Below are 25,418 nucleotides of genomic sequence, written 5' to 3' on the forward strand. Positions count from 1 at the left end.
GGCTTGTGTCGGCGCCGGCGCCTGCCGACGGTGAGGTCAGCGCTTGCCGACGGTGAGCAGCGCCTTGTAGGCGGGCTTGGGAGCGAGCTTGTCGTCCATGATGCAGGCGGCGCCCTCACCCTCGAACCAGCCGGGCACCCATGAGTGTCGGTCGGTGTAGCCCCAGACGGTGAACTCGACGCAGCGCTTGTTGGCGGCGCAGGTGGACAGCATCCGCTTGTAGTAGTCGGCCTGGGTGGCGAGCTTCTTGCGCGTCACCGGCAGCACCATGCGCACGTCCGCCTCGGTGATCGCGGCCTCGAGGCCGAGGTCGGTGAACTTGCGCATGATGTTGGGGAAGTCGGCCGGGTAGTCGTACTGGATGCCCAGGTGGCCCTGGAATCCGATGCCGTCGATCCGCACGCCCTTACGCTGGAGATCCTTGACGATCTTCAGCGTCATGTTGATCTTCTTGGCGTCCCACTCGAGGTTGTAGTCGTTGATGTAGAGCTTGGCGGAGGGGTCGGCCTGGTGCGCCCAGCGGAAGGCGTCGGCGATGTAGTCGGGACCGAGGTACTTGAGCCAGATGCTGTCGCGCATCTTGCCGTCGTCGTCCACCACCTCGTTGACCACGTCCCACGCTCTGACCTTGCCGCGGTAGCGGCCGACCTGGGTCTTGATGTGGTCGCGCAGGATCTCGCGCAGTTCCTTGGAGTGAATGCTGCCGTTCTCGACGCCCTCGGTCAGCCAGGTGGGGAGCTGGTTGTGCCAGACGAGGGTGTGCCCGCGCACCTTCTGCCCCCACTTCTGGGCGTTCCGGACCACCAGGTCGGCGTCTTTCCAGTTGTACTCGCCGCGCTTGGGCTCGACCGACTCCCACTTCATCGCGTTCTCGGCGGTGAGATTGGTGAACTCGCGGTTGATCATCCGACGGTAGTCGGTTTCGGTCCTGAACGCGTCAGGGTTGACGGCCGTGCCGATCCGAATTCCGAGCTTGTGCGCCAGGTCGCGCAGGTCGTCCGGTGACTTGCCGGCACCGGCGCTCGCCGGAATCGGCGTGGCCAGTACGAACGCGACGGCGGCCAGCCCTGCCAGGAGACGTTTCATGCTTCCTCACTTGGATGTCCGGTAACGATCTTGCCGCCCCCCGATGGCGACACGACAAGAGGCTTACTGAAACTTTCTGGCTACACCCGAGATGTTTCGTGAGATGAAACCGTAGGCTGAACCTACTTGCACGTCAATCTTTCGAAATATTTCGGTCCCATTTGTCCTGATGGCGACCGGTGTCGATCTTCCAGGGGCGCGTCACGGCTTTCCGGGGCCGGGGAGACGGCCTCGGGTCCGGACCGGCGGGTTGATGCCGCTGGATGTTCTTCCTTCGCATGTTGTCTACTATCGGATATATAGCCCTGTATGGGGTTTATCGGGCATTCAGTCCACATTTCCTTTTGAGGGACGATTGGCATAATGGCCGAATGGACCACGCGGAACCCGGCGATGTCTCTCCTCCTCACCAGGTGGAAGCCGGTCACCACGCTGATCCGCGCCGCGTCGCGTCCGGCGATGTCGCCCCCGGGCCCGAGAGTTTCGATGCGGCCGGGGCGACGAGCTTCTCTGTAATTTTCAAAACGCTCGTCGAAAACGCGGCCGATCGGCTGGTCGCCGGATGCTCGTGCCTCGAAGGCGACATCGACACGGCCTCGATCCGGGCCGGATTCGCCGCGGACCTGACCACCACGCTGGTGCGGATCGCCGCCAGAGTCCTGGCCTTCGAACTCGACGCGCGAAGATCCGGCGGACGGTTGCCGGGAGCCACGCCCGCCGGGCGCTTCGCCGGCTTCGTGCGTCAGATGGCGGAGGGCGGGCTGGACGCGTCCCTGAAGGCATATCCGGTGCTGGACGAGCTGCTGGTCCAGGCGGCCGATCGGGCGGTGGACGGCGGACGGGAGTTGCTGAAGCGGTTCGCGGCGGATCGCCGGGGGATTCGCGAGTTGCTGGGGGGCGAGCCGGGAGGACTGGTCGAGTTCACGCCCACGGGGGATCGGCATCTCGGGGGCCGGGCCGTCTCAGTGCTGAGCTTCGGCACGGGGGCGAAGATCGTCTACCGGCCGCGACCTGTGGAGTCCCACCTGTGCTTCAACGAGGTCACCCGGTGGCTGAACGGCCGGGTGTCCGACCTCGGCCTGCGAACCCTGCGGATGATGGGCGCAGAGCGGTACGGCTGGGCGGAGTTCGTCGAGCCGCGGCCCTGCGCCGACGTGGCAGAGGTGGAGAGGTTCTATCGACGTATGGGCGGGCTGCTGGCGCTCCTCTACATCCTCAACGCCGGCGACGTTCATTACGAGAACGTCATCGCCTGCGGTGACCAGCCGGTGCTGGTGGACGTCGAGACGCTCTTCCATCCGGTGATCGCCGGCGCTGCCGTGACCGATCCGGCGCTGCTCGCGCTGTACGACTCCGTGCAGCGCACGGCCGTACTGCCCACGATCATGATCGGCGACCGGGGTTCGCTGGACGTGTCCGCACTGGGCGGAGACAAGGGTTCGGTCCATCCGTTCTCCGCCGCCGCATGGCAGGACGTGGGCACGGACCGCATGCGCCTGGTGCGAGGGCCCGTCCGTTTCACCGGAGCGCATAATCGGCCGCGACTGTACGGCGTGGACGCCGACCCCGCCGATCACGTACCGAGCCTGCTGGCGGGTTTCCGTGAGGCTTACGACGCCATCGCGAGCGGGCGGGAGGAGCTGGCGCGCGAGCTGCTACCCCGCTTCGGTCAGGCTCAGGTGCGGCTGCTGCTCCGGCCGACGCGTGTCTATGCCGAACTGCTAGCCGAATCGACCCATCCCGATGTGGTCGCGGACGCGGCCGGCCGTGATGGGCTCATTTCCGAGACGCTGGGGGCGATGTCCGCGGGCGATCCTGCCCTGTCGGCCGCCATACCCTCCGAGCAGGCTGAGCTGCGGGCGGGAGATATCCCCTATTTCTGGACGTGTCCCGGCTCGCGGGTGATCAATGGAGGCGCCACCGGGCGATTGCCGTGGGAGCTGCCTCGGAGCGGGCTGGAGTCGGTGGCCCGAAAGCTTTCGACGATGGGACCCGCCGACCGGGAACAGCAGGAGTGGATCATGCGGGCGTCGCTGGCGACGCGGGCGGGCGGACGGGGACACGATCCCGGCGCACCGGTCGACACGGCGCCGATTCAGGCCGAGGAGCCCCGCCCTGATCTTCTCCTCGCCGCGGCCGAGAGCGTCGCCGGCCGGTTGTGCCGGATGTCGTACCGGCAGGGCAGGGCCGTCAACTGGCTGGGGCTCGAGGCTCTGGACGATCGCCACTCGGCGATCATGCCGTTGGGCGGCGGACTGGCGACCGGATATCTCGGGGTGGCCCTGTTCCTGGCACAGGCGGGCCACGCCACCGGCACGTCCGGCCACCTGGAGATCGCACGGCAGGCGGTGGAGCCGATTCCCCGGCTGTTGGAGACCCTGGCGACCCACCGGCAACTCCTCGACGTCGTCGGCTGCGGTGGGTTCGGCGGCCTGGGCGGCATGGCGTACGCCCTATCCCAGCTTGGAGACCTGCTCGGCGATGATGACGTGGCCGATTGGGTGGAGCCGGCCGTGGATCTCGCCGGCGCCGCGGTCACCGACGGCAGCCCATTGGACGTCTATGACGGCCTGGCAGGCTGTCTCGCCGCCATGCTCGCCGTTCACGACGTCACCGGGTCGCCGTCCGCCGCGCGTGTGGCCGGTGAGTGCGCGCAGCGACTCGAGTCGGCGGCGCCCTCGGCCGGCCTGCCACCGGGGTTCGCGTTCGGACTCGCCGGGGTCGGATGGGCACTCGTCAGATATGGGATGACAACGACCGGCGCCGAACTGCTCGAACGAGCCGCCCGGCTTGGGGAGGGGCGGACCTGGTGCCATGGTCTGCCCGGAGTCTGGTTGGCGCTGGCCGACGTTCTTCCCGATGTTCTCCCCGACGGCCTGGCATCATCCCCTGTCCTCGACATTCCCCTGGGAGGGCACGGCCTGTGTCATGACGAGCCGGGGTGCCTGGAAGCACTCGGCGCCCTGGCGGAACGGGGGAGCCCGGCGGCTCGGCGGTCCCTGCACCGCCGTGCCGGCCGGCTGCTCGCGTCGGTGAACGGCGGCGCACGTTGTGGCCCTCCCGGCCACATCTTCACTCCTGGGCTGCTTGACGGCGTGGCCGGCGTCGGCCACGGGCTGCTCAGGCTCGCCACCCCAGAAAAGACCGCATCAGTGCTGCTGCTGCGGTCATCTACCGGAAGGAGAGAAAGTGAATGAGCAGGTGAATTCGTCGGATGAACGAACGGAACACTCCGTGGCAGGGAGGGCCACCAGGATGTTGGCAACGGCGCGTCCCGTGACACGTGCGTTGGTGCTGGCCGGGCTGACGATGGCGGCCACGCTCGTGCTCCGCTCGCCGGAGGCCGCCACAGACGCGCTTATCGCGATGCCCCCGGTTGAGCCGCCGACCTACTTCCCCATCTCGGTCAGCAACCGTTGAGCGGCCAAGAGAAACCTGACCGCTCAGGAGATCGGCGTGTGCGTTGACACGATGTGAACCCGGGGGTACTGCATGGCGGCCGATATCCTGCCGCCATGCAGTACCCCCGGTCCTCATCGGTCGAGATCGTGAGGTCGAGCTGCTCGATACGCACCTGGCCGCGGCGGGGAAGGGCCGGGGCGGCGCGGTCTTCATCGTGGGCGATCCCGGCATCGGCAAGTCTCGGCTGACAGCGGAATGTCTTCACCGGGCCCGTGAGGCGGGGATGACGACGCTGCGCGGGCGCGGTAGCGGCGTCAGCGCGGATGTTCCGTTCAAACCACTGAGCGAAGCTCTGTTCTCCTTCGCCAGGTCCCGGCGGCCGCCCAGTGATCCCGCCCTGGCTCCCTACCTGCCGGCGCTGACCACGCTGATCCCCGAATGGCGGCAGGACGGGGCCGCCGCCCACCTCGAATCGAAGACGATCCTGGCCGAAGCGGTGTTGCGGCTGCTGATGGTGATCGGCCGCGGCACCGGTTGCCTGCTGGTCCTCGAAGATCTTCACGAGGCCGACGCCGACACGCTGGCTCTGGTCGATTACCTGGCCGACAACCTCGCCGAGGTGCCCGCCGTCCTGCTCGTCAACCTGCGCGGCCACGCCGGTCCGGCCCTCACCCTCGCCTACGCGTGCGCGCGGCGGCAGGTCACTGAGATCATCGAACTTGCGCCGCTTTCGCCGTCGCAGACGAGGCTGCTGGCCGAGGCCTGCCTGGACCCCCCGGGCGACCTCCCGCCGCAGCTCATCCCACATGTGGAGCGTGAGACGGACGGCGTGCCGTTCCTCGTCGAGGAGTTCATCGGCACGCTGGTCGGCATGGGCGCGTTGTGGCACGACGGCGAGCAGTGGCGGCTGAGTGCCGACTCGGCGACCCGGGTGCCGACCACGCTGGCCCGAAGCATCGGCATGCGCCTCGCCACGCTCGGGCCGAGCACCCACGATCCGCTCCGGACGGCCGCCGTGTTCGGGGTCCGGTTTCCGGTCTCGGTCATCCAGGAGTCCGTCGGCATGGGTGATCACGAGATGGCGGCGTTCCTGCGTTCGGCGACCGTGGCGCGGCTCATCGCACCGGACGACGAGTGCGCCGGCGAATGGTACGCCTTCCGGCACTCCTTGACGGCCGAGGCCCTGCTCGCGCCGCTGATCCCCGCAGAGCGCGCATCGTTCGCGAAACGGGCGGCCGACGCGCTGGAGCGCCTGCATCCGGACCTGCCAGGCGAATGGTGCCAGATCGCGGCCAACCTGCGGCTGGCCGCCGGGGACACCCCGGCGGCGGCCGGTCTGCTCGCGGAGGCGGGCTCCCGCTATCTGAACAGCGGCGCCGCCAACCTCGCCGCGACGATGCTGGAACGGGCCTACGCCCTGCGGGAGACGGCGCCGGCCGATCTGCGGGCGCGCACCCTCCAGCAGCTCCTGCATGCGCTGACCGAAGGCGGCGGGGTGGATCGAGCCCTCGCGCTGGCCAAGGACATCTCGCTCGCGGATGACCTGACCATGACCATCGGCCATGAGATCGATCTTCGGACCAAGCTGGCCTGGGTGGCCGCGGAGACCGGCGGGATCGACGACGGCCGCGCCCATGTGGCGGTGGTACGCCGGCTCCTGGACGCCTGCCCCGATGAGGCCCGCACCGCCGCCATCGATGTGATCGAGGCCGAGCTCCTGGTCCCCGACCATGGGGTGCTCCAGCAGAGCGCGCAGGAGATGACGGCCCCGGAGTCCCTGGTGACGCGGGCGGCGCAGGTCGCCGAGCGCATTCCGCTGCCCGAGGTCGCCTGCCAGGCATGGGAGCGTATGGCGATGCTCTCCCGCGTCTGGGGGTTCGATGAGTCCGACCGGTGCCTGACCCGGATGCAGTCGATCGCGGAGGCTCACGACCTGACGTTGTGGAAGCTGCGCGCGATGCTGCGTCTGGCGGGCAACCACGGCATGCGCACCGGGGAGAACGAGCCGCTGGAAGAGGTGCGCCGGTCGGCGGCCCAGGCGGGTGCGATCAGCCTCGTGCACAGTGCGGAGGCCACGCTCGCGATGACACGGGTGCTCCGGGGGGAGTACGCCGCCGCCGATGAGATCGCCACTTCCTGCATCGAGACGACCATCCGACTGGGCCACATCGCCTATACCCAGTATCTTCTGCTGGCCCAGGCGACTCTCGCCGCGCATCAGGCCAGACGCGCGGACATGGAGCGCACGCTGGCGGAGTTTCGCCGATGGGGCGGGGAGCAGAGCCTCCACATGCCGGTGGTCTACGGTCTCTGCCTGGCCATGTGCGCGCTGCTTGAGGAGGACCGCGATGGCTGCCGCGAGCTGCTGACGCGGGCCAGAGAGTGGGAGGACGAACATCCCACGATCTACTACATGACCGGCCGGTACGGCCTGGGCGTGCTGCTGGACGCACTCGCCGCCCAGGTGGGCCTGGCCGAATGGGAGATCGCTGAGAAGGAGCCGGCCGCCGAGCTGAGATGGAATCGTCATTTCCTCTACCTGGCCAAGGCGGTGCTGCTGGGCCGTCAGGGCGACTCCGAGGGTGCGACGGGCGCGATGGAGATGGCTCGGGCCGCGGCGGAGCCGTACCCGCTGGCGGAGCATCTGGGGCTGCGTCTGGTGGCGGAGTCGGCCCTGGCCGACCAGTGGGGAGAGCCGCTGGTCTGGTTGCGCACCGCCGAGGAGTACTTCCATGAGGCGGGAATAGCCGCGGTCACCGCGGCCTGCCGCGCGCTCCTGCGCAAGGCGGGGGCCACGGTGACCTACCGTCGTGCCGGTCATGACGAGCTGCCCGCACCCTTGCGCAACCGAGGAGTGACCGTGCGGGAGCATCAGGTGCTGGTCCTGCTCGCCGAGCGGTGCGGCAACGTCGAGATCGGCAAGAGACTGTTCATCTCGCCACGGACGGTGGAAAAGCATGTGGCCAGCCTGCTGTCAAAGACGGGGCTGCCCGACCGTGCCGCCTTACGTGAGTACGCGGCCACGCTTCCGCGGTAGGCCGCCGTGATGAGACCGAGTGGCATGCCGCGCCACGTGAGCGGCGGACGGTTCAACGGCCGCCGTCCACCGCTCAGGCATGGCGGCTCAGTAGCTCCAGGAATAGCTCCAGGACACCGTCACGGTGAGGGTGACCGTTACGCTGACCGACCCCGGCTGAAGGGCGGCGTTCTGCTGCTCGTGGAGGATCGCCTCGGTGGAGGCGTAGTTCGCGTAACCTGCGATCAGTTCGTTCATTGAGGTCTGTTCCTTGTCAGAGGCTGATGGTGGCGGTGACGACGGTGTAGGGGTTGATGGTGATGGAGTAGGTGAGGCTGGGAACCGGGATGTCCTGAAGGGCGGCGTTCTGCTGCTCGTGGAGGATCGCCTCGGTGGAGGCGTAGTTCGCGTAGCCCGCGATCAGTTCGTTCGTCATCGGGGGCCGTCCCTCGTCAGATCGTGATGGTGATGGTGGGGGTGACGATGGTGATGATGGTGATGGGGCCCGTGATGGTGATGGGTGCGAGGGCGGCGTTCTGTTGCTCGTGGAGGATCGCCTCGGTGGAGGCGTAGTTCGCGTAACCCGCGATCAGTTCGTTCGTCATCGGAGGCCGTCCCTCGTCAGATGGTGATGGTGATCGTGATGGTGATGGTGATGGTGATCGAGAGCAGTGCCTGATCCATGAGGTGAGCGGGTGAGGCCTGCTCGTGGAGGATCGCCTCGGTGGAGGCGTAGTTCGCGTAGCCCGCGATCAGTTCGTTCGTCATTGGAACCTGCCTGTCGTCTTCGTGTAGAGCCGTTCTCGGCGTGGCCGGCCGGGTGCCGTCCCGGCCCGGTACCACCAAAACAAATCGCCTCTCGGGCGGAAATGGCGAAAGTCTGTGTATTTCCGGCTCATCTGACCTGTCATCGAACGGCAGGACGCTGCGATTGCCCTGCCATTCGATGCGCGGATGTCCCCTTGCCGGCAAACCCTTGCCGGGCACCTGTCACATGCCTGCTGCCGGTGAGTTATTGCGATATCGCGGCACCTCGGAGCCTCCCTAGGGTGCCGGTCATGGATGTGAGAGAGGAAACCGGCCGAAAGGCGCCGATGACGGCGCGTCTGGTGTCTTCCAGGCCGGTGAAACGCCCGGCCGAATTCACCCGAACCATCGCCTCGGTCAGCGGCGCGACCCCGATCGTGGCGGACATGCAGAGCTTTCTCGGCCGCAACGACAACTGGCGAGTCCCCACCGTCGAAGCGGGTGACCTGTTCGTGAAACGCCTGAGGGGCGATCGCGCACACGTCGAGGCCCGGATGGGCCGGATGCTCGCGTTCCAGCAGGTGATCGCCGACCAGCGGGCCGCCGAGCTGCGTACGGTGCCGTTCCGCGGCAGTGACCTCGATCAAGGTCTGCTGGTCTTCGACTACGTGCCGGAATCACGCACCGGCGCCGACCTGCTCGCCGGTGGTGAGCTGGACGGCGAGACCGCTCACCGGCTCGGCCGGGTCCTCGGCGAGATCCATCGGCTGCCCAGGCCGTCGGCCGAGCTCCCCGAAGGCGCCGAAAGCAGGAAGGCGACCGCCTTCTACGCGCTGAGTCCCGAGGACTACGCCAACTGCAGCGGAGGCGAAGTCGAGGCCTGGTCCATGCTGCAGCACGACAAGGTGCTGGTGGAGGGGCTGAACCGGCTGCACCGCATGTCGGCCGAGGCTCCCGTCACGGCCGTACACGGAGACATCAGGCTCGACCAGTTCCTTTTCGCCGGCGACGACCTCTACGTGATCGACTGGGAGGAGTTCCGCTACTCCGATCCGGCGCGTGACGTCGGGAGCTTCGCCGGTGAGTTCGTCCACCACGCGGTGGTGCGTATGTTCGCCGAGCTCGACGTCGATCCCGATCTTTCCCCCGGCGCCGCCCATGAGGCCATCGTGGCGGCCGGAGACCGGCAGCTGGCGAACGTGCGCGAGCACATCAGCCGCTTCTGGCGTGGTTACCGGGAGATCGCGGAGATCGACGACGGGCTGGCGGTCCGCGCCACCGGATACATCGGGTGGCACTTCTTCGACCGCCTGCTCGCGGGCGCGGTTCACGGCGGCCGGCTCAGCGCCGTCGAGCGGGGCACGGCCGGGATCGGGAGGAACGCACTCGTTCAGCCCGAGCGATTCGCCGCCACCATCGGCCTCGGAGAGGACTGACACGATGACGACCGTCCACGCCGGCCTGCTCGGCGAACTGGAACGGGCCCTCGGCGACCTGCGCATCGACCACGAGCGCGAATGCGTGACCGTCGGCGACGAGACGATCTCATATGACAGCCGGACGCGCCTGCGCCAGGAACTCGGCGGGGTGCTCTACCGGCACTGGCACTCCGGCTCCGGCCGCCGCCCCGATGACCGTGATCCCCGCCGGGACTACGATTTCGAGGAGCTGCTGCGCGAAGCCACCCCGCACCGCACGAGCAAGACGCCGGCGGTCGTGAAGTCCGCCCTGCTCGACGGCCCACTGGGCCGGCACGCCCTGTTCGACGTGGGGCGGGTCCGCCTGCGGATCCCCGGAGCCGAGGTGCTGTCCCCGTTGCCCGAGATCGGCACCAGGACGACGCTCGACCTGCCCGCGATCCGCCCGGCGCTCTCCCCGGGCTTCTTCCTCGTCGACGGCTCGGCCGGCGGCCATGCGTCCGGCAAGCACCTCCTCCGGCTGTACCTGCACGTCGACGAGGCGCCGACGGCTCCGGCCGTGTGGCATGCCGTACTCACGCATCTGGAGTCTCAGGGGGCGACCTATCGGGCGAAGATCCTGGCCAGGGCGGGCTGGTATCCCCGGCGCGACGCGATCGTGGTCTACCTCACCGAGGAGTCATGGCACACGGTGGGCGGCGTCGTCGACGCGGTCAGACATCTGCCGGGACTGAATCCCGAGCACTCGGTCATGACCTGCCCGATCGCCGAAGGGGTGGCCTTCGGCTGGGAGCCGAGGGACTCCCGGGTCGGCTGGAGCCGCATGAGCCTCGGCCAGCACCGCACCGCCGTGATCGCCCATGCGGTCGCAGCGCACCTGTTCGAGGGTGTGGATCTGCCCGCGGCGGTCGCCGGCGCCTTCGTCGAGGCCAACGTCGACCCGCAGGCGCCGTACCGCAACAACGACAGCCCCGACTGGGCCGCGGCCACTCCGGGGGCGGCGTCGTGACCTCCACCCGGGTGTCCTTCATGTTCCCGCAGCAGCCCACCGATCCGGATGCGATCGTGCCGTACGGCCGGCTCGTGCCGGAGATCGGAGCAGAACGGCTCTGGCTGGGGCAGTCGCTGCGCATCGAGTCGCATCCGGCCCTGGCCTACCTGGCGGGCACCGGTTGCCGGATCTCGGTGGGCATGGCCGTCGCGCTGATCGTTCTGCGGCATCCCTACGACGCGGCCGTTCAGGCGCGTTCGCTCGCCCGGCTGATGGGCAATCCCGTGGCCATCGGCTACGGCGCGGCCTATCCCCAGTTCGTCGCGGGCGTGCGGGGAGCCCCCTACCCCAAGCCGGCCGCTGCGGTGGGGGAGTTCATCGACATCGCCCGCAGGCTGGCCAACAACCGGGCGGTCGCCCATGACGGCGAGCATTTCACCGTACACGCCAGGCTCGCCCCGATGGAGACGCCCAAGGTGGAGATCGGGGCGGGTGTGCTCCGCCCGGCGATGGCGCGGATCACCGGCCGGACCGGCGACCTCGCGATGACGTGGCTGACCCCGCTGAACTACCTGGAGAACGTCGTGATGCCGGCGGTGGCCGAGGGCGCACGGGGGGTGCAGGCACCGCCGCGCATCGTCTCGGTGGTCCATGCCGCGGTGCGGCGGCCCGGACGCAATCCGATGCTGCTCGCCCAGTACGGCAGCATCAGTCACCTGCAGGCCCCCCACTACACCGACATGCTGCGCAGGGCCGGCCTGGACGTGGACGCCTCCGACCCGGTCTCGGGCGCGCGCGAACTCGTCCAGGAGGGAATCTACCTCTATGGCGACCCGTCCCACATAGCCGACGAGATCGCCAAATACCACGCGATAGGCGTCGACGAGGTGGTCATCAACCCCACCTCGGTCAGCAACATGTACGGCACGCAGGCGGCCATTGAGGATCTCCGCGAGATATTCGCCGCGCTCGCCGAGCGGCGAACCGCCCCGACCCGGAAGGGAGGAGCCGATGTCCCGTCGACCGGAATCGCCGACGCTGCGGCTGCTGTCCCGGTCGCTTAGATCCCGGCGTGCCCAGCTCTCGGCCGCGATCACGCTGGCGCTGCTGTCGGCGGCCTCGGGGGTCGTCGCACCCCTGCTGATCGCCCGCATCATCGGCGTCATCGGCGCCGGGCGCACCGGCCTGGTCGTGCCGATCATCCAGCTGGTCGTCTGCGTGCTGGCCGGGGCGTTCGCCGGCGGCTGGTCGTCCTACCTGCTGAGCGCGGCCGGTGAACGCGCCATCGAGGATGTGCGCACAGCGGTGACGCGCCACGCCGTCCGGCTGCGCGTCCCGGTGATCCGCCGCATCGGGGTGGGCGAGATCGTCTCACGGATGGGTCCCGACGCGGCGCAGCTACGGGCGATCACCGATACGGGGGTCACCGTCCTGCCGGTCTCGGCGATCACGGTGGCCGCCTATCTCACGGTCATGGGACTGCTCGACTGGGTGATGCTGGCCGTCACCGTCGTCACCTTCGCGGTCGCCTCGATCGCCATCCGCGCCTTCCTCGTCGGCATGCGCAAGGCGGCGCAGGGCCAGCAGGAGGCACTCGGCCGCCTGGCGCAGTCCGCACAGTCCGTGTTCACCATGATCTCCACCGTCAAGGCGTACCGCGCGGAGGACCGCGCGACCGAGCCGCTGAAGGAGGAGGCCGCCGCCGCGGCGGCCGCGGCGATCCGGGCGGCTCGCGCGCAGGCGGCGATCAGCCCGCTCATGGGGCTCGGCCAGCAGATCGCGATCATCGGTGTGCTCGCCGTGGGCGGCATCCGTCTGTCGTCGGGCGCACTCGGCATCGCCGGCTTCATCGCATTCCTGATGTACCTCTTCCAGCTGGTGAATCCGCTGATGACCCTCGCGCAGGGCGCCGGCAGGATCCAGATCGGCAGGGCCGCGGCCAGCCGCGTCGACGAGGTGCTCGGCGCGGAGGTCGAGCCGCCCGACTCCGGGCCGGCACCCGCGATACCTCCCCAGGCGCCGGCTCTCCGGTTCCGTGAGGTGAACGTCACGCTGGCGGACAAGCTCGTGCTCGACGACGTGTCGCTCGAGGTGCCGCGCACCGGCGTCCTGGCCGTCGTCGGGCCGTCGGGGGCGGGAAAATCGACCCTGCTGAACGTCGTCGAACAATTCACGGAACCGAACAGCGGACGTGTCGAGCTGCTGGGCGCCCCCCTGGACGCCTGGCCGATCGGCGAGGCACGCCGGCGGATGGCGCTGGTCGAGCAGGACCGGACGATGCTCAACATGAGCATCCGGCGCAATCTCACCCTCGGTCGGCGGGACGACCCGGCCGACGAGCAGTTGCTGGACGCCCTGCGCGAGGTCGGCCTGGACGAAGCGGTGCGGGCACTGCCGGACGGGCTCGACGCCGTCCTCGGCAGGGACGTGCAGATGTCCGGCGGCGAGGAGCAGCGACTGGCCATCGCCCGTGCGCTGCTCACCGAAGCGGAGATCCTCCTGCTCGACGAGCCGAGCGCACACCTGGACGGCGCCAACGAGCTGCGCCTCGTCGACCTGCTGGAACGGCTGGGCCGCGATCGGGCGGTGGTGGTCGTCACCCACCGCCCGTCCACGGTCGCCGCCGCTCGATCCGTCGCCGTCATGGAGGCCGGCCGCGTGGTGGCCGTGGGCGATCACGAGACCCTGCTGGCCACCTCTCCGGCCTATCGGGTGATGGCCCACGACCAAGGCGAGGCCGTCATGGCGGCCGCCCTGCCGTAGCCGGCGAAGTAGCCGGCGAAGTCGTCGGCGAAGTCGCCGGCGGAACAGGAGACTCGACATGCTCATGACACCTGCGCGCCTGCCGATGGAGGTGGTGAGCCGTCGGCTCCCCGGCGGTGCGACCGCGATCGTCCGGGCCGATCCCCTGCTGGGTTTCGTGGCGGTCAACGTCTGGCACAGCACGGGCTCGATCCACGACCCGGCCGGGCGGTCGGGGCTGGCCCACCTCGTCGAGCACGTGCTGTCCGACCACGGTGAGGGCGCGGCCGGATCCCCGCACGCGAGCGGATCCATCCAGGCGACCACTGCCCACGAATGCACCAACTACCTCGAGACCGGGCCGGCCGAGGCGCTGCCGGAGCTGCTGTCCAGAGCGGCCGAGCGGATCCGGCGCGGCAGAGCGGGCGTCACGCCCGCCGGCCTGGATCGGGAGCGTGCGGTCGTGCGGGAAGAGATCCGTCAACGTGAGGAGTCGGGGCGGTTCGGCTCGGGGCTGCGGCGGAGCCTGCGGCTGCTGTTCGGCGCCGACCACCCTCTCGGCCGGCCGCCGCTCGGGGATCCGGAAGAGATCGCACAGATCACGCCGGCCGATGTCGATGAATTCATCGAGCGCCATTACGGTTCCGCACGCCTCGTCATGTCGATCGTCGGATCCGTCCATCCCGAGCACGCCATGGAGCTGGCCGCGAAGTGCCTGGGCGGGCTGCCCGCCGGGCTCCGGCCCGAGACCCGCGTGCTTTCCGGGCCGGAGTCCGGCGGCTATCGGCGAGAGGACGTGCAGGAGGGGGAGCGGTCCGGGATGCTCCGGTACACCTTCGCCCTTCCCGCGATGGGCGAGCGCCTGTCCGCGGCGGGCGAGGTCGCCATGGCGGCCCTCGCGGGCGCCTCGTGGTCGGTGCTCGGAGCCGACCTGTCCGACTGCTACCGGCTGCTGGGTTCCGCGGCCCAGCATGGACGCTGTGGCAGCGGTCCGTCGCTCGGGCTGGTCAAGCTCATCGCGCCGACGGGTGTCGACCTGTGCGAGCTCGAAGAGGCGGTGACCGCCCGCCTGGCGGATCTGGCCCGCACCGGTCCGCGTGAGGACGTGCTCGCCGCGGCGAAGGCGAAACGCGGCAAGGAACGGCTGGCCGTGCTGGGCGGCGCGCGGACCTGCGCCGAGGAGCTGTGCCGGGAGCAGGCGTGGTCCGGTGACCCGGCCGGGGTGATCGGTCGCCTGGACGCCCTCCGGGCCGTGACCGTCGACCAGATCGCGGAGATCGCGGCGGGACCACTGGCGCGACCGGCCGTCGTCGCCTTCCACACCGACTCCCTGGGGAATTCCACATGGATCGCATGACCGTCCCGCGCACCTGGCGCTTTCCGGCCGCGCACACGATCCTGCTCGACAACGGGATGCGAGCGAAGCTGGTGGACATGCCGGGCCGGTTCGTCGCATCGGTCGCCGTCGTCGTCGACCTGTCCACCGCGGTGGAAACCCCCCGGACCGAGGGCGTGGTGGCCGCGTACACCGCGATGACGCTCGCCGACGCGCCGCATGCCAGGGCCGGCCGGGTGAGCGAGGTCGCGAAGGCCGGCGGAATGATCACGGCCAAAGCCGGACACCGGGGCCCGATGGTGCTGGCGGACTGCCCCGTGCTCGAGCTGCCGCGGCTGCTCGATGCGCTCGCGGTCATGTTGCTGCGCTTCGAACCGACGGCCCGTTCCTTCGACGCCCACCGGCGTCTCGTCGCCGCCGAGCTCGCCCTGGAGGCGGGCGACCCGGTCGGCCTGGCCAACAAACTGTTGCACGAGTCCGTGCTCCACCCCGAAAGCCGGTACGGCCGCCCGCTGAGCGGCACCGAGCGGTCGTGGGAACGGCTGACCCTGGCCGACGTCGTGGAGCTGTACGCGACCCGGGTCAGCGCGCGCCAGATGACCGTGGTCGTCGTCGGCGATCTGTCGATGCTGGACGCGGCCGGGGCCGTCGCCGGGGCCTTCGGCGGCTACCCCGGCCGGGACCGCCCCGCGGTGGCGGAACGGCCGCCGGCCCCCGGCGGCGGGCCGCGCCTGGTGTGCCGTCCCGGGCGCGGCGGACCGCAGACCAGGCTGATGCTGGGCTGCTTCGCGACAGACCGCCTGGATCCGCGGTGGCCTGCGGCCAGGGCGGCTGCCGAACTGCTCGGGGCCGGCACGGACTCCCTGCTCAACAGGGAACTACGTCGCCGTATGGCTCTCACCTACGGCATCGAGGTGAAATTCATCCCGTTCTTCTCGGGGGGCGTGTTCGTGGTGAGCGGAGCGGTGGACGCCGCCCACAGCGAGCAGGCGGCGGAGGCGATACTGCGGGTGTTGCACGAGGTCCGCCAGGGAGGGGTGGACCCCGATCTGTTCGCTCGGGTCCGCCGCCGTATGGTCGCCGGCGCGGCGGAGCTGTACGAGTCCACTCTGGCCGTCGCCCAGCAGTACGCGGAGCTCCTCTCATGTGGGATCGAGGAGTCCTTCGTCGACGATCACCTCGACCGGCTCGGTTCTCTGGACGTGGCGCGGATGGCGGACGCCTTCAGCGGTCTCGTCGATCCCGACCGGCTGCACACCGTCGCCGTCGGCCGATTCGATCCCGGGGCGCCGGCGGACTCCGCGCTCGCCGGACTCGAACGCGGCTGACCCGGGATCGGCCCGCCGAGACGAGGATCGCGAGGGCCACGTGGCCTCCGCCGGAGTGATCGACTCCGTGTCGTGCACCCAGCGGGCGACCTGCACCCGGGAGGTGCAGGAGAGCTTGCGCATAACGTGGCGGAGATGGTTGATCACCGTCCATTCCGAGATCCGGAGGCGGCGCGCGATCTGCTTGTTGGTCAGCCCCGTGGCCACCAGGCTCGCCACCTCCGATTCGCGGGCGGTCAGGTCCGAGTGGTCCTTGAGCAGGTGCGGATCCGCCGTACCGGGAGACGGCGCACCGGGATGCCGGGCCATGGCGGCGCCCGCCACATCGTCACTCCAGCGGCGCTGCAGGATTTCGCAGAGCAGGTCGACGAGGTCGACGGAGGCGCCCGTCACCGACCACCGCCGCAGGGAGACCGTGTCGATGCGGGTGGTGAGCCCCCTGACCGCCTCGTCCCCGACCGGCCACCACGCCGGGGCGCACTCCGCACCGTGCGTGTAGGCCCGGCCGAGCGAGCCGGCGACCATCGCGAGATCGATGCCGTCCTGGCGGAGATCGCGCGGATAGCGGTCGTCTGCCGCTCGCGCGATCGCCGACATCGTCGCGGCGGGCCCCAGCGGCAGCAGTTTCGTCAGCGCACGCCCGAGATAGAGGCGCGGATCGCCCAGCCCGGTGCCGTACGCGGCCACGGCCCGCCACAGCAGCAGGGAGCCGGCGGCGTACTCGTCGCCGTTGCGCATCGCTTCGAACATGGCCGTGCGGCATTCCGCGTCGGCCCGTTCGAACAGCCGCATCCGGGCCAGGCACGCGACGTACTCGCCGACCGACTCGCTCAGCCGGGTCAGATCCCCCCGTTCCCTGTGGGCTCTGACGCACTCGGCCAGAGCCTCGGGCAGGTCCTCCGGTTCGCGACCGTCGTGAACCAGACCGCCCAGCAGCGTGATCTCCGATCTGTCCGGAACCGCGAGCCTCGAAAGGTCCTCGAAGCAGACCGCCGCCGCCTCCTGCTCTCCCGCCTCGGCGAACACCCGTACGGCCAGCCTGGCCAGCGAATATCGCTCCTGAACGGTGACCGGGGCGTATTCCCGGATGACGGGCAGGAGGTGCGGGAGCAGCTCGGCGACGCCGCAGGTGCGGGCGAGCAGCGGCAGGGCGTCGCACATGAGGGCGACCGCCTGGGCGTATCTGCCCTTGCCGACCAGCTCGGTGAGCGCACAGCGCAGGTTGCTTCGCTCGTACTGGAACTCGGCGAAGGCGGCGCGCTGCGACTCGGAGAAGCAGCCGCCGGCCATCCGCCTGATGTGGGAGGAAAGGTAGTCGGCCTGGGACTGCCGGATGGCGGCGAGCGACACCTCGGGCTGGCCGGCGGACCAACTCGCGGCAGGGAACCCGCTCACCCGCAGGTGATAGCGGGCACGGGGCTCGCCCCGGCCCGGCCCGGTGCTGAACACGAGGCCGCGATCGACGAGCGAACGGGTCAGGCCGTCGATGTCGCAACGCGGCAGCGAATGCCGCAGGACGCTCGTGCCGGCGCCGCCCGGCAGGGTGAGGATCGACGCGAGGACGACCATCTCGTCGCCGGTCAGGCCGAGGTGGGCGGAGCCGGTGTCGCCGATGAGCTCGGCCAGGCGATTGCGCGGGTTGTCCTCGCCGACCGCCTCGCACACCGCCGTCAGGCCGTACCGCGCGACGAGGCCGGCGAGCAGGTCCACATCCGACGGGATGCCGAACGAGGCGGCGCAGACGCGCGTCACGCCGTCGACGTCGTTCGGCGTCAGGGTGAAAGTCGGGTCGCGGCGCTGCAGACAGCGGAGGAAGAAGCGCACCGCCTCACCGGGGTTCACCGGATCGGCGTCGGACGCGATCGGGACCGCCGGACCGCTCAGCGGCCGTATCGGCAGGGTGAGCACCCCGTCCAGTTCGTCCTTGCGTCGCATGGTGAGGACGACTCGGACCCGCGGGTGGTGCAGGGGCAGCTCCAGCAGGGCGCGCCGCCGGTCGGCGTCCAGGAACTCGACATCGTCGAGCAGGATCACCAGGTGCGATTTCGGGCCCGTCGCGCCGACGGCCCTGTCCAGGCGCGCGAAGAGATCGCGGGGCTCCTGGTCTGCCGCCGGGGCGGCGAACACGCTGACGCCGTCGGATGTGGAGAGACGTTCGCGCAGGTGAGCCAGGAGTGTGGTCTTGCCGAAGCCGGGGCAGCCCGTCAGCGCCAGGGCCCTGGTGTCGGCGGAGGCGAGCCAGGCGCGTACCGTGCCGAGCACGGCATGGGCCTGCGGGAGATCCGGGCCGTCCGCTGCCCGGTCGGAGCGGCCCGACCACGGCTGCTCCCCGGCATGCGCGGCGACGGACACCGCGCGGATTCCTCTGACCTGCTCTCCGGCTTCGTTCACGCAGGTCAGTATGGTGTCGTGGCGTCCACCCTCACATGAGGGAAATGCCCCCATCTTCTGGGATCAGGCGGCATCGTCCGGCGTAGGTGGGCACCTGTCGCCGGACGCGCTGACCTGCGCATGGATCCGATGACCGGACCGGGAGGAGACACCGGCGGATGACGGTCACGCATCGTCCAGGGACATGAGGGCGGTGCGGGCCAGCCGGTGCAGGAGCTCGGCCATGGCCTCGGGCGGGAGCTCTCTGGCGCTGTGCGGGGTGGAGTTGAGCAGTCCGAAGACGGCGTGGGTGGCGGCGCGCAGCCGCGCCGGCGGGCAGCCGGGATGCAGCTCGGTCAGCACGGTCACCCATTCCTCGACGTAGAGCCGCTGCAGCCGCCGGATCGCCCGGCGGGCGGGGTCGGGCACGTTGTCGAGCTCGCGCTCGTGCACGCGGATGAGCGCGGGCTCGCCGAGCGCGAAGTCGATGTGCCCGCGCAGCAGCGCGTCGAGCGCGGCGTCCGCCCGGTCGGCCGTGGTGGCCAGCCTGGCCCCCTGCTCGTGCAGCCGCCCGCTGATGTCGAGCAGCATCTCGGCGAGCAGGGCCTCCTTGCCGGTGAAATGCCGGTAGAGGGCGGGGCCGGAGATCCCCACGGCCGAGCCGATCTCCTCGATCCGGACACCGTGGAAGCCGCGCGCGGCGAACAGCTCCGCGGCCGCCGACAGGATCTCGGCGCGGCGATTGCGGGTAGGGGTGCCCATGGGCCCCCATGGTAGACGAAGCAAGTTAATGATGGTTAACATCCGGACATGAGCACGAGCGGATGGCCGGCCCTGGAGAGCCGGTGCGATCCCGGCGGCGAGCCGTACAAGCGGAACGCCGAGGCGGGCGAGCGCCTCGCGGCTGAGCTGCGTGAGCGGCTGGCGGCCGCAGCGCGCGGCGGCTCGGAGCGGGCACGCGAGCGGCACGTCCGGCGCGGCAAACTGCTGCCCCGGGACCGGGTGGACACCCTGCTCGACCCGGGCGGCCGGTTCCTGGAGCTGTCGCCGCTCGCCGCGACCGGCCTCTACGACGACCAGGCCCCGGCGGCCGGGATCATCACCGGCATCGGCCGGATCTCGGGCCGTGAATGTGTGATCGTCGCCAACGACGCCACGGTCAAGGGCGGGACGTACTACCCGATCACCGTCAAGAAGCACCTGCGCGCCCAGGAGGTCGCGCTGCACAACAACCTGCCGTGCGTCTACCTGGTCGACTCCGGTGGGGCGTTCCTCCCCAAGCAGGACGAGGTCTTCCCCGACCGGGAGCATTTCGGGCGGATCTTCTACAACCAGGCGACGATGTCGGCCCGGGGCATCCCGCAGATCGCGGCCGTGCTCGGCTCGTGCACGGCCGGTGGCGCCTACGTCCCGGCGATGAGCGACGAGGCCGTGATCGTCCGCGGCCAGGGCACGATCTTCCTAGGCGGCCCGCCGCTCGTGAAGGCCGCCACCGGCGAGGAGGTCACGGCCGAGGAATTGGGCGGCGGCGACGTCCACTCCCGCGTCAGCGGCGTCACCGACCACCTCGCCGCCGACGACGCCGACGCGCTGCGGATCGTCCGGGACATCGTGGCGACGCTCGGCCCGCGACCGCCCCGCCCGTGGGAGGTCGCCAGCGTCGAGCCGCCCGCCTGCGATCCGCGCGAGCTGTACGGAATCGTCCCCCCCGACACGCGGACGCCGTACGACGTGCGCGAGGTGATCGCCCGCATCGTCGACGGCAGCCGCTTCCTCGAGTTCAAGGCCGAGTACGGTCCGACCCTCGTCACGGGGTACGCCCACATCCACGGCCATCCGGTGGGGATCATCGCCAACAACGGCATCCTGTTCGCCGAGTCGGCGCTGAAGGGCGCCCACTTCATCGAGCTGTGCGACCGGCGCGGCATCCCGCTGGTCTTCCTGCAGAACATCAGCGGCTTCATGGTCGGCAAGGCGTACGAGCACGGCGGCATCGCCAAGCACGGCGCGAAGATGGTCACCGCTGTCTCCTGCGCCCGGGTGCCGAAGTTCACCGTGATCATCGGCGGGTCGTTCGGCGCGGGCAACTACGCCATGGCCGGCCGGGCCTACTCGCCGCGTTTCCTGTGGATGTGGCCGAACGCCCGCATCTCGGTGATGGGCGGGGAGCAGGCCGCGACCGTGCTGACCACGGTGGGCGACGCGGACGCGGACGAGATCCGCGCGCAGTACGAGCACCAGGGCAGTCCCTACTACTCGACGGCCCGGCTGTGGGACGACGGGGTGATCGATCCGGCGGACACCAGGACCGTGCTCGGCCTGGCCCTCGGCGCCGCCGCCAACGCCCCGCTCGAACCCGTCGGCTACGGCGTCTTCCGGATGTGAGGTTGCCAGTGACGTTCGCGAGCGTACTCATCGCCAACCGTGGCGAGATCGCGGTCCGGATCATCCGGACGCTGCGGGCCATGGGCGTCCGCTCGGTCGCCGTCCACAGCGACGCCGACCGCGACGCCCGCCACGTGCGCGAGGCCGACCTCGCCGTACGGCTGGAGCGCGGCTACCTCGACATCGACGACGTCATCGGCGCGGCCCTGGCGGCCGGGGCAGAGGCCGTCCATCCCGGGTACGGATTCCTCGCCGAGAACGCGGAGTTCGCCCGCCGATGCGCCGCGGCCGGCCTGGTGTTCGTCGGCCCGCCGGCCGAGGCGATCGAGGCCATGGGCGACAAGATCCGGGCCAAGGAGACGGTCTCCCGGGCCGGGGTGCCCGTGGTGCCCGGCGGGGCCGAACCGGGCGACGACCTCGTCGAGGCGGCGACCAGGATCGGCTTCCCTGTGCTGGTCAAGCCCTCGGCCGGCGGGGGCGGCAAGGGCATGCTGCCGGTGTGGTCGGCCGACGGACTGCCCGCCGCGCTGGAGTCGGCACGCCGTACGGCGCTGGCCGCTTTCGGCGACGGCACGCTGCTGATCGAGCGCCTGGTGGAGCGTCCCCGGCATATCGAGATCCAGGTCCTCGCCGACGGACACGGAAACGCGGTGCATCTGGGGGAGCGCGAGTGCAGCCTGCAGCGCCGCCACCAGAAGATCATCGAGGAGGCGCCCTCGCCGCTGCTGGACGAGCCGGCGCGGCGGCGGATGGGCGCCGCGGCGGTCGAGGCGGCCCGGGCCGTCGGCTACGTCGGCGCTGGAACGGTGGAGTTCATCGTCTCCGGTCGCGAGGGGCCGATCGAGTTCTCCTTCATGGAGATGAACACCCGGCTTCAGGTGGAGCACCCGGTGACCGAGATGGTGACCGGGCTCGACCTCGTCGAGCTGCAGCTGCGCGTCGCCGCGGGCGAGCCGCTGCCGTTCGGGCAGGACGACGTACGGCTGCGCGGTCACGCCGTCGAGGCCCGCCTCTACGCGGAGGATCCGGCCAGGGACTTCCTGCCCACGGGCGGGCGGATCCTGGCCCTGCGCGAGCCGGCCGGGGCTGGCATCAGGGTGGACAGCGGGCTGGCCGAGGGCATGGTCGTGGGCAGCGACTACGACCCGATGCTGGCCAAGGTCGCGGCCTGGGCGCCGGACCGGGCGGGGGCGCTCGCCGCCCTCGACCGGGCGCTCGGGTCGACCGTCATCCTCGGCGTCACCACGAACGTCGCGTTCCTGCGCGGTCTGCTGGGCGATCCCGACGTCGCCGCCGGGCGGCTCGACACCGGCCTCGTCGAAAGCCACATGGCAGAACGGCACACGACCGAACCGGGAGCCGTGCCCGACGAGGTCCTCGCGGCCGCCGCGCTCGTCTTCCAAGCGGAGACAGATCGTGGGACCGGTGACCCGTGGGACATTGCGGACGGCTGGCGGATCGGGGAGCGGGCGTGGACCCTCCACCGGCTCGGCGTGCCGGTGCGGGTGCGCGGCCCGGTGGACGACGCCGAGATCGAAGTTAACGGCCGTTCACTCGGCCGGGCGCGGCTTGTGCCGTACCGCGGTCCCGTCGGCGAGGTGGCGGTCACGGTCGGCGGGGTCACCCGGCGCTACGCCCTGGCGAGGGACCGCGACGCGCTCTGGCTCGGCGCGCTGTGGCACGAGGAGGGCGGCCGCACCTGGCGGATCACCCGGGCCGAGCCCGGCCGTGACCGGGAGGCGGCCGGTCACATGGGCGACGGGGTGGTGCGCAGCCCGATGCCCGGGACCGTTCTGGTGGTGAAGGCGGCGGAGGGCGACCGGGTGACCGCGGGCCAGCCGCTGCTGATCGTGGAGGCGATGAAGATGGAGCACACGCTGACCGCCCCGGTCGACGGTGTGCTCGCCGAGCTGCGGGCCAGACCCGGTCAGTCCGTGGAGCTCGACGCGATCCTGGCGAGGGTGACGGCATGCGAGTGACGATCTACGAGGTGGGCCCGCGCGACGGCCTGCAGAACGAGTCCGTGACGGTATCGGTCGAGGTCAAGCGGGAGTTCATCCGGCGGCTGGCCGAGGCGGGCCTGACCACGATCGAGGCGACGAGCTTCGTGCACCCCACATGGGTGCCCCAGCTCGCGGACGCCTCCGAACTGCTCGCCGACCTGCCGCGCGCGCCCGGCGTCCGCTACCCGGTGCTGGTCCCCAACGAGCGGGGGCTGGACCGCGCTCTGCAGCATGGTGTGACCGATATCGCGATCTTCGGCAGCGCCACCGAGACGTTCGCGCGGCGGAACCTCAACCGGACCTTGGAGTCCCAGTTCGAGATGTTCGCCCCGGTCGTCGAACGGGCCCTGGCGGCCGGCATGCGGGTCAGGGCGTACGTCTCGATGTGCTTCGCCGACCCGTGGGAGGGCCCGGTCGCGCCCGAGCAGGTGGCCCGGGTGGGCCGCCGGCTGCTCGACCTGGGCTGCTACGAGCTGTCGCTGGGCGACACGATCGGGGTGGGCACGCCCGGCCACGTGGACGCCCTGCTGGACGCCTTCGAGAAGGCCGGCGTCGGGCCGGACCGGCTGGCCGTCCACTTCCACGACACCTACGGCCAGGCCCTCGCCAACACCCTCGCCGCGCTGCGCCGGGGGATCACCGTCGTCGACGCCTCCACCGGCGGCATCGGCGGCTGCCCGTACGCGAAGAGCGCCACCGGCAACCTGGCGACCGAGGACCTGGTGTGGATGCTCGACGGCCTCGGCGTCGAGACCGGGGTCGACGTCAGGTCCCTGGCGGCCACCAGCCTGTGGCTCGCCGGCATCCTGGCCCGTCCGAGCCCGTCCCGGGTCGTGCAGGCCCTCGCTAAGGAGTTGTAGAAGATGCTCAAGGACGAGCACATCGAGCTGCGCAAGTCGGTCGAGGCGTTCGCCCGCGAGGTGGTCGCCCCGGTCATCGGGGACTACTACGAGCGGTGCGAGTTCCCGTACGAGATCGTCCGGAAGATGGGCGCGATGGGGCTGTTCGGCCTGCCCGTCCCGGAGGAGTACGGCGGCATGGGCGGCGACTACTTCGCGCTGTGCCTCGCGCTGGAGGAACTGGCCCGGGTCGACTCCTCGGTCGCCATCACGCTGGAGGCGGCGGTCTCGCTCGGCGCGATGCCCCTGCTGCGGTACGGCACGGCCGAGCAGAAGGAGCGCTGGCTGCCGAAGCTGGCGTCGGGGGAGATGCTCGGCGCCTTCGGCCTGACCGAGCCCGGCGGCGGCACCGACGTGCCCGGCGGCATGCGGACCACGGCCGTCCTCGACGGCGGCGAATGGGTGATCAACGGCACCAAGGCGTTCATCACCAACTCGGGCACGGACATCACGGGTTTCGTCGCGGTCGCGGCGATCACCGCTCGCGAGGGTCGTCGGCCGGAGATCTCCACGATCATCGTTCCGTCGGGCACGCCGGGCCTCACCGTGTCGAAGAAGTACTCCAAGGTGGGCTGGTCGGCCTCCGACACCCGAGAGCTTTCGTTCACCGACTGCCGGGTGCCGGAGGAGAACCTCCTCGGCGAGCGCGGCCGGGGCTACTCGCAGTTCCTGCGCACCCTCGACGAGGGGCGCGTCGCCATCGCCGCCCTGTCGGTGGGCCTTGCCCAGGGCTGCATCGACGAGTCGCTGCGCTACGCGCGTGAGCGTACGGCCTTCGGCCGGACGATCGGCGGCTTCCAGGCCATCCAGTTCAAGATCGCCGACATGGAGGCCAGGGCGCACACGGCGCGGCTCGCCTACTACCACGCGGCCGAGCGGATGCTGGCCGGCCTGCCGTTCAAGAAGGAGGCCGCCATCGCCAAGCTCGTCTCGTCGAACGCGGCGATGGACAACGCCCGCGACGCGACCCAGATCTTCGGCGGCTACGGGTTCATGAACGAGTTCCCCGTCGGGAGGTTCTACCGGGATGCCAAGATCCTGGAGATCGGCGAGGGCACGAGCGAGGTGCAGCGCATGCTGATCGCCCGCGAACTCGGCATGGACGCGTGAGCCGGCCGGGTTTTTCTGGGAAGTATCCGTCTCACCGTGACCACGGCGGATGGACGTGTCCGCCCGGCGAAACTTAGAGTCTTCCCATGACGTCTGGTCAGCTGATGTTCCGTAAGGCCGAGAAGTCCGATGCGGACCAGATTTTCGCGCTGGCGCGTGAGTTCGCCGTGACGTTCCGCCCGGAGCGTGCGCCGTTCGACGCGGCCTTCCCGCAGCTCCTCGAGAACGAGGACACGCTGCTGATCGTGGCCACGCTCGACGGGGCGGTGCGTGGCTACCTGCTCGGTTTCTCGCATCTCACGTTGTTCGCCAACGGCCCAGTCGCCTGGGTGGAGGAGGCGATGATCGAGAACAAGTACCGGCGCCACGGCATCGGCCGCAGACTGCTCGAGGAATTCGAGACGTGGGCGCGCTCGCGGGGAGCCGGTTACGTGGCGATGGCCACCCGGCGGGCGGCCGAATTCTACGGCGCCCTGAATTACGAGGTAGCGGGCACCTACTACCGCAAGATGTGCGACTGACCCCCACCGCTCCCCACATCCCGTGATCTTGCGAATTCTCGCACGCGGGCCGCTCTGCCTGCGG

20 protein-coding genes and 1 pseudogene are annotated in these 25,418 nt (G+C 70.3%); 14 read left to right on the forward strand and 7 right to left on the reverse strand.

Going from position 1 to position 25,418, the window contains the following annotated elements; genetic code table 11:
* Positions 1–36: 36 nt before the first annotated feature.
* Positions 37–1,086: an endo-1,4-beta-xylanase gene (locus ACQP1K_RS10330; protein ID WP_433500656.1), complete on the reverse strand. Its 1,050-nt coding sequence runs from the start codon at positions 1,084–1,086 to the stop codon at positions 37–39.
* 371 nt (positions 1,087–1,457) lie between these two features.
* On the opposite strand from ACQP1K_RS10330, the gene ACQP1K_RS10335 reads away from it, so the two are divergent.
* From ACQP1K_RS10335 to ACQP1K_RS10345, 3 genes are all read left to right on the forward strand, one after another.
* Entirely contained in the window at positions 1,458–4,283 is a 2,826-nt protein-coding gene (locus ACQP1K_RS10335; protein WP_433500657.1) for a type 2 lanthipeptide synthetase LanM family protein, read from the forward strand.
* A 79-nt stretch (positions 4,284–4,362) separates the two neighbouring features.
* A complete protein-coding gene (locus ACQP1K_RS10340; protein ID WP_433500658.1) occupies positions 4,363–4,506 on the forward strand; it encodes a hypothetical protein in 144 nt (47 codons plus the stop codon).
* A gap of 43 nt (positions 4,507–4,549) precedes the next feature.
* A complete protein-coding gene (locus tag ACQP1K_RS10345; RefSeq protein ID WP_433500659.1) occupies positions 4,550–7,525 on the forward strand; it encodes a helix-turn-helix transcriptional regulator in 2,976 nt (991 codons plus the stop codon).
* An 87-nt stretch (positions 7,526–7,612) separates the two neighbouring features.
* Here the strand turns inward: ACQP1K_RS10345 and ACQP1K_RS10350 are convergent, their stop codons facing one another.
* The 4 genes from ACQP1K_RS10350 to ACQP1K_RS10365 are packed head-to-tail and all read right to left on the reverse strand — an operon-like array spanning position 7,613 to position 8,272.
* The gene (locus tag ACQP1K_RS10350) at positions 7,613–7,762 is read right to left on the reverse strand and encodes a hypothetical protein (protein WP_433500660.1); all 150 of its coding nucleotides are present in this window, start codon (positions 7,760–7,762) and stop codon (positions 7,613–7,615) included.
* Between the two features lie 16 nt (positions 7,763–7,778).
* The gene (locus tag ACQP1K_RS10355; protein WP_433500661.1) at positions 7,779–7,940 is read right to left on the reverse strand and encodes a hypothetical protein; all 162 of its coding nucleotides are present in this window, start codon (positions 7,938–7,940) and stop codon (positions 7,779–7,781) included.
* A gap of 16 nt (positions 7,941–7,956) precedes the next feature.
* The gene (locus tag ACQP1K_RS10360; RefSeq protein WP_433500662.1) at positions 7,957–8,109 is read right to left on the reverse strand and encodes a hypothetical protein; all 153 of its coding nucleotides are present in this window, start codon (positions 8,107–8,109) and stop codon (positions 7,957–7,959) included.
* Between the two features lie 16 nt (positions 8,110–8,125).
* A complete protein-coding gene (locus ACQP1K_RS10365) occupies positions 8,126–8,272 on the reverse strand; it encodes a hypothetical protein (protein ID WP_433500663.1) in 147 nt (48 codons plus the stop codon).
* Positions 8,273–8,628: 356 nt separating this feature from the next.
* Between ACQP1K_RS10365 and lxmK the strand changes: the two genes are divergently transcribed.
* Genes lxmK through ACQP1K_RS10395 form a run of 6 tightly spaced genes read left to right on the forward strand, consistent with a single transcriptional unit; the run spans position 8,629 to position 16,066 of the window.
* Positions 8,629–9,687, forward strand: coding sequence for a class V lanthionine synthetase subunit LxmK (lxmK, locus tag ACQP1K_RS10370; RefSeq protein ID WP_433500664.1), 1,059 nt, complete (start codon positions 8,629–8,631; stop codon positions 9,685–9,687).
* A gap of 4 nt (positions 9,688–9,691) precedes the next feature.
* A complete protein-coding gene (locus tag ACQP1K_RS10375) occupies positions 9,692–10,678 on the forward strand; it encodes a T3SS effector HopA1 family protein (RefSeq protein WP_433500665.1) in 987 nt (328 codons plus the stop codon).
* Entirely contained in the window at positions 10,675–11,724 is a 1,050-nt protein-coding gene (locus tag ACQP1K_RS10380) for an LLM class flavin-dependent oxidoreductase (RefSeq protein ID WP_433500666.1), read from the forward strand. The genes ACQP1K_RS10375 and ACQP1K_RS10380 overlap by 4 nt, the downstream gene beginning before the upstream one ends.
* Positions 11,672–13,423, forward strand: a complete 1,752-nt coding sequence (locus ACQP1K_RS10385) for an ABC transporter ATP-binding protein (RefSeq protein WP_433500667.1) — start codon at positions 11,672–11,674, stop codon at positions 13,421–13,423. Before ACQP1K_RS10380 ends, ACQP1K_RS10385 begins: the two co-directional genes overlap by 53 nt.
* Before the next feature lie 58 nt (positions 13,424–13,481).
* The gene (locus tag ACQP1K_RS10390) at positions 13,482–14,759 is read left to right on the forward strand and encodes a M16 family metallopeptidase (protein ID WP_433500668.1); all 1,278 of its coding nucleotides are present in this window, start codon (positions 13,482–13,484) and stop codon (positions 14,757–14,759) included.
* The gene (locus ACQP1K_RS10395) at positions 14,747–16,066 is read left to right on the forward strand and encodes a M16 family metallopeptidase (protein ID WP_433500669.1); all 1,320 of its coding nucleotides are present in this window, start codon (positions 14,747–14,749) and stop codon (positions 16,064–16,066) included. The genes ACQP1K_RS10390 and ACQP1K_RS10395 overlap by 13 nt, the downstream gene beginning before the upstream one ends.
* A gap of 90 nt (positions 16,067–16,156) precedes the next feature.
* On the opposite strand, the pseudogene ACQP1K_RS10400 reads toward ACQP1K_RS10395, so the two are convergent.
* Positions 16,157–18,511 (reverse strand): annotated as a pseudogene (locus ACQP1K_RS10400) (LuxR C-terminal-related transcriptional regulator); the annotation flags it as partial.
* A gap of 111 nt (positions 18,512–18,622) precedes the next feature.
* On the reverse strand, positions 18,623–19,198 hold the full coding sequence (locus ACQP1K_RS10405) for an SACE_7040 family transcriptional regulator (RefSeq protein ID WP_433500670.1): 576 nt from the start codon (positions 19,196–19,198) through the stop codon (positions 18,623–18,625).
* Positions 19,199–19,246: 48 nt separating this feature from the next.
* On the opposite strand from ACQP1K_RS10405, the gene ACQP1K_RS10410 reads away from it, so the two are divergent.
* The 5 genes from ACQP1K_RS10410 to ACQP1K_RS10430 all read left to right on the forward strand — a co-directional run bounded on the left by ACQP1K_RS10410 (position 19,247) and on the right by ACQP1K_RS10430 (position 25,354).
* The gene (locus ACQP1K_RS10410; protein WP_433500671.1) at positions 19,247–20,821 is read left to right on the forward strand and encodes a carboxyl transferase domain-containing protein; all 1,575 of its coding nucleotides are present in this window, start codon (positions 19,247–19,249) and stop codon (positions 20,819–20,821) included.
* A gap of 8 nt (positions 20,822–20,829) precedes the next feature.
* Complete coding sequence (locus ACQP1K_RS10415) at positions 20,830–22,800, forward strand: biotin carboxylase N-terminal domain-containing protein (RefSeq protein WP_433500672.1); 1,971 nt, start codon at positions 20,830–20,832, stop codon at positions 22,798–22,800.
* Positions 22,791–23,684 (forward strand): hydroxymethylglutaryl-CoA lyase, encoded by an 894-nt coding sequence (locus ACQP1K_RS10420; RefSeq protein ID WP_433500673.1) that lies wholly within the window; start codon positions 22,791–22,793, stop codon positions 23,682–23,684. Before ACQP1K_RS10415 ends, ACQP1K_RS10420 begins: the two co-directional genes overlap by 10 nt.
* A gap of 3 nt (positions 23,685–23,687) precedes the next feature.
* On the forward strand, positions 23,688–24,833 hold the full coding sequence (locus tag ACQP1K_RS10425; protein WP_433500674.1) for an acyl-CoA dehydrogenase family protein: 1,146 nt from the start codon (positions 23,688–23,690) through the stop codon (positions 24,831–24,833).
* A gap of 86 nt (positions 24,834–24,919) precedes the next feature.
* Positions 24,920–25,354, forward strand: coding sequence for a GNAT family N-acetyltransferase (locus tag ACQP1K_RS10430; protein WP_433500675.1), 435 nt, complete (start codon positions 24,920–24,922; stop codon positions 25,352–25,354).
* Positions 25,355–25,418: the final 64 nt, after the last annotated feature.

Origin of the sequence: Sphaerimonospora sp. CA-214678 (assembly GCF_050942215.1) — a bacterium.
Classification (GTDB): Bacteria; Actinomycetota; Actinomycetes; order Streptosporangiales; family Streptosporangiaceae; genus Sphaerimonospora.

What these genes read in the sequence shown, in the direction of transcription:
- ACQP1K_RS10330 (WP_433500656.1), bottom strand. Translation starts at nt 1,086, where the DNA reads ATGAAACGTCTCCTGGCAGGGCTGGCCGCCGTCGCGTTCGTACTGGCC.
- ACQP1K_RS10335 (WP_433500657.1), top strand. Translation starts at nt 1,458, where the DNA reads ATGGACCACGCGGAACCCGGCGATGTCTCTCCTCCTCACCAGGTGGAA.
- ACQP1K_RS10350 (WP_433500660.1), bottom strand. Translation starts at nt 7,762, where the DNA reads ATGAACGAACTGATCGCAGGTTACGCGAACTACGCCTCCACCGAGGCG.
- ACQP1K_RS10355 (WP_433500661.1), bottom strand. Translation starts at nt 7,940, where the DNA reads ATGACGAACGAACTGATCGCGGGCTACGCGAACTACGCCTCCACCGAG.
- ACQP1K_RS10360 (WP_433500662.1), bottom strand. Translation starts at nt 8,109, where the DNA reads ATGACGAACGAACTGATCGCGGGTTACGCGAACTACGCCTCCACCGAG.
- ACQP1K_RS10365 (WP_433500663.1), bottom strand. Translation starts at nt 8,272, where the DNA reads ATGACGAACGAACTGATCGCGGGCTACGCGAACTACGCCTCCACCGAG.
- ACQP1K_RS10375 (WP_433500665.1), top strand. Translation starts at nt 9,692, where the DNA reads ATGACGACCGTCCACGCCGGCCTGCTCGGCGAACTGGAACGGGCCCTC.
- ACQP1K_RS10385 (WP_433500667.1), top strand. Translation starts at nt 11,672, where the DNA reads ATGTCCCGTCGACCGGAATCGCCGACGCTGCGGCTGCTGTCCCGGTCG.
- ACQP1K_RS10390 (WP_433500668.1), top strand. Translation starts at nt 13,482, where the DNA reads ATGCTCATGACACCTGCGCGCCTGCCGATGGAGGTGGTGAGCCGTCGG.
- ACQP1K_RS10395 (WP_433500669.1), top strand. Translation starts at nt 14,747, where the DNA reads ATGGATCGCATGACCGTCCCGCGCACCTGGCGCTTTCCGGCCGCGCAC.
- ACQP1K_RS10405 (WP_433500670.1), bottom strand. Translation starts at nt 19,198, where the DNA reads ATGGGCACCCCTACCCGCAATCGCCGCGCCGAGATCCTGTCGGCGGCC.
- ACQP1K_RS10410 (WP_433500671.1), top strand. Translation starts at nt 19,247, where the DNA reads ATGAGCACGAGCGGATGGCCGGCCCTGGAGAGCCGGTGCGATCCCGGC.
- ACQP1K_RS10420 (WP_433500673.1), top strand. Translation starts at nt 22,791, where the DNA reads ATGCGAGTGACGATCTACGAGGTGGGCCCGCGCGACGGCCTGCAGAAC.
- ACQP1K_RS10425 (WP_433500674.1), top strand. Translation starts at nt 23,688, where the DNA reads ATGCTCAAGGACGAGCACATCGAGCTGCGCAAGTCGGTCGAGGCGTTC.
- ACQP1K_RS10430 (WP_433500675.1), top strand. Translation starts at nt 24,920, where the DNA reads ATGACGTCTGGTCAGCTGATGTTCCGTAAGGCCGAGAAGTCCGATGCG.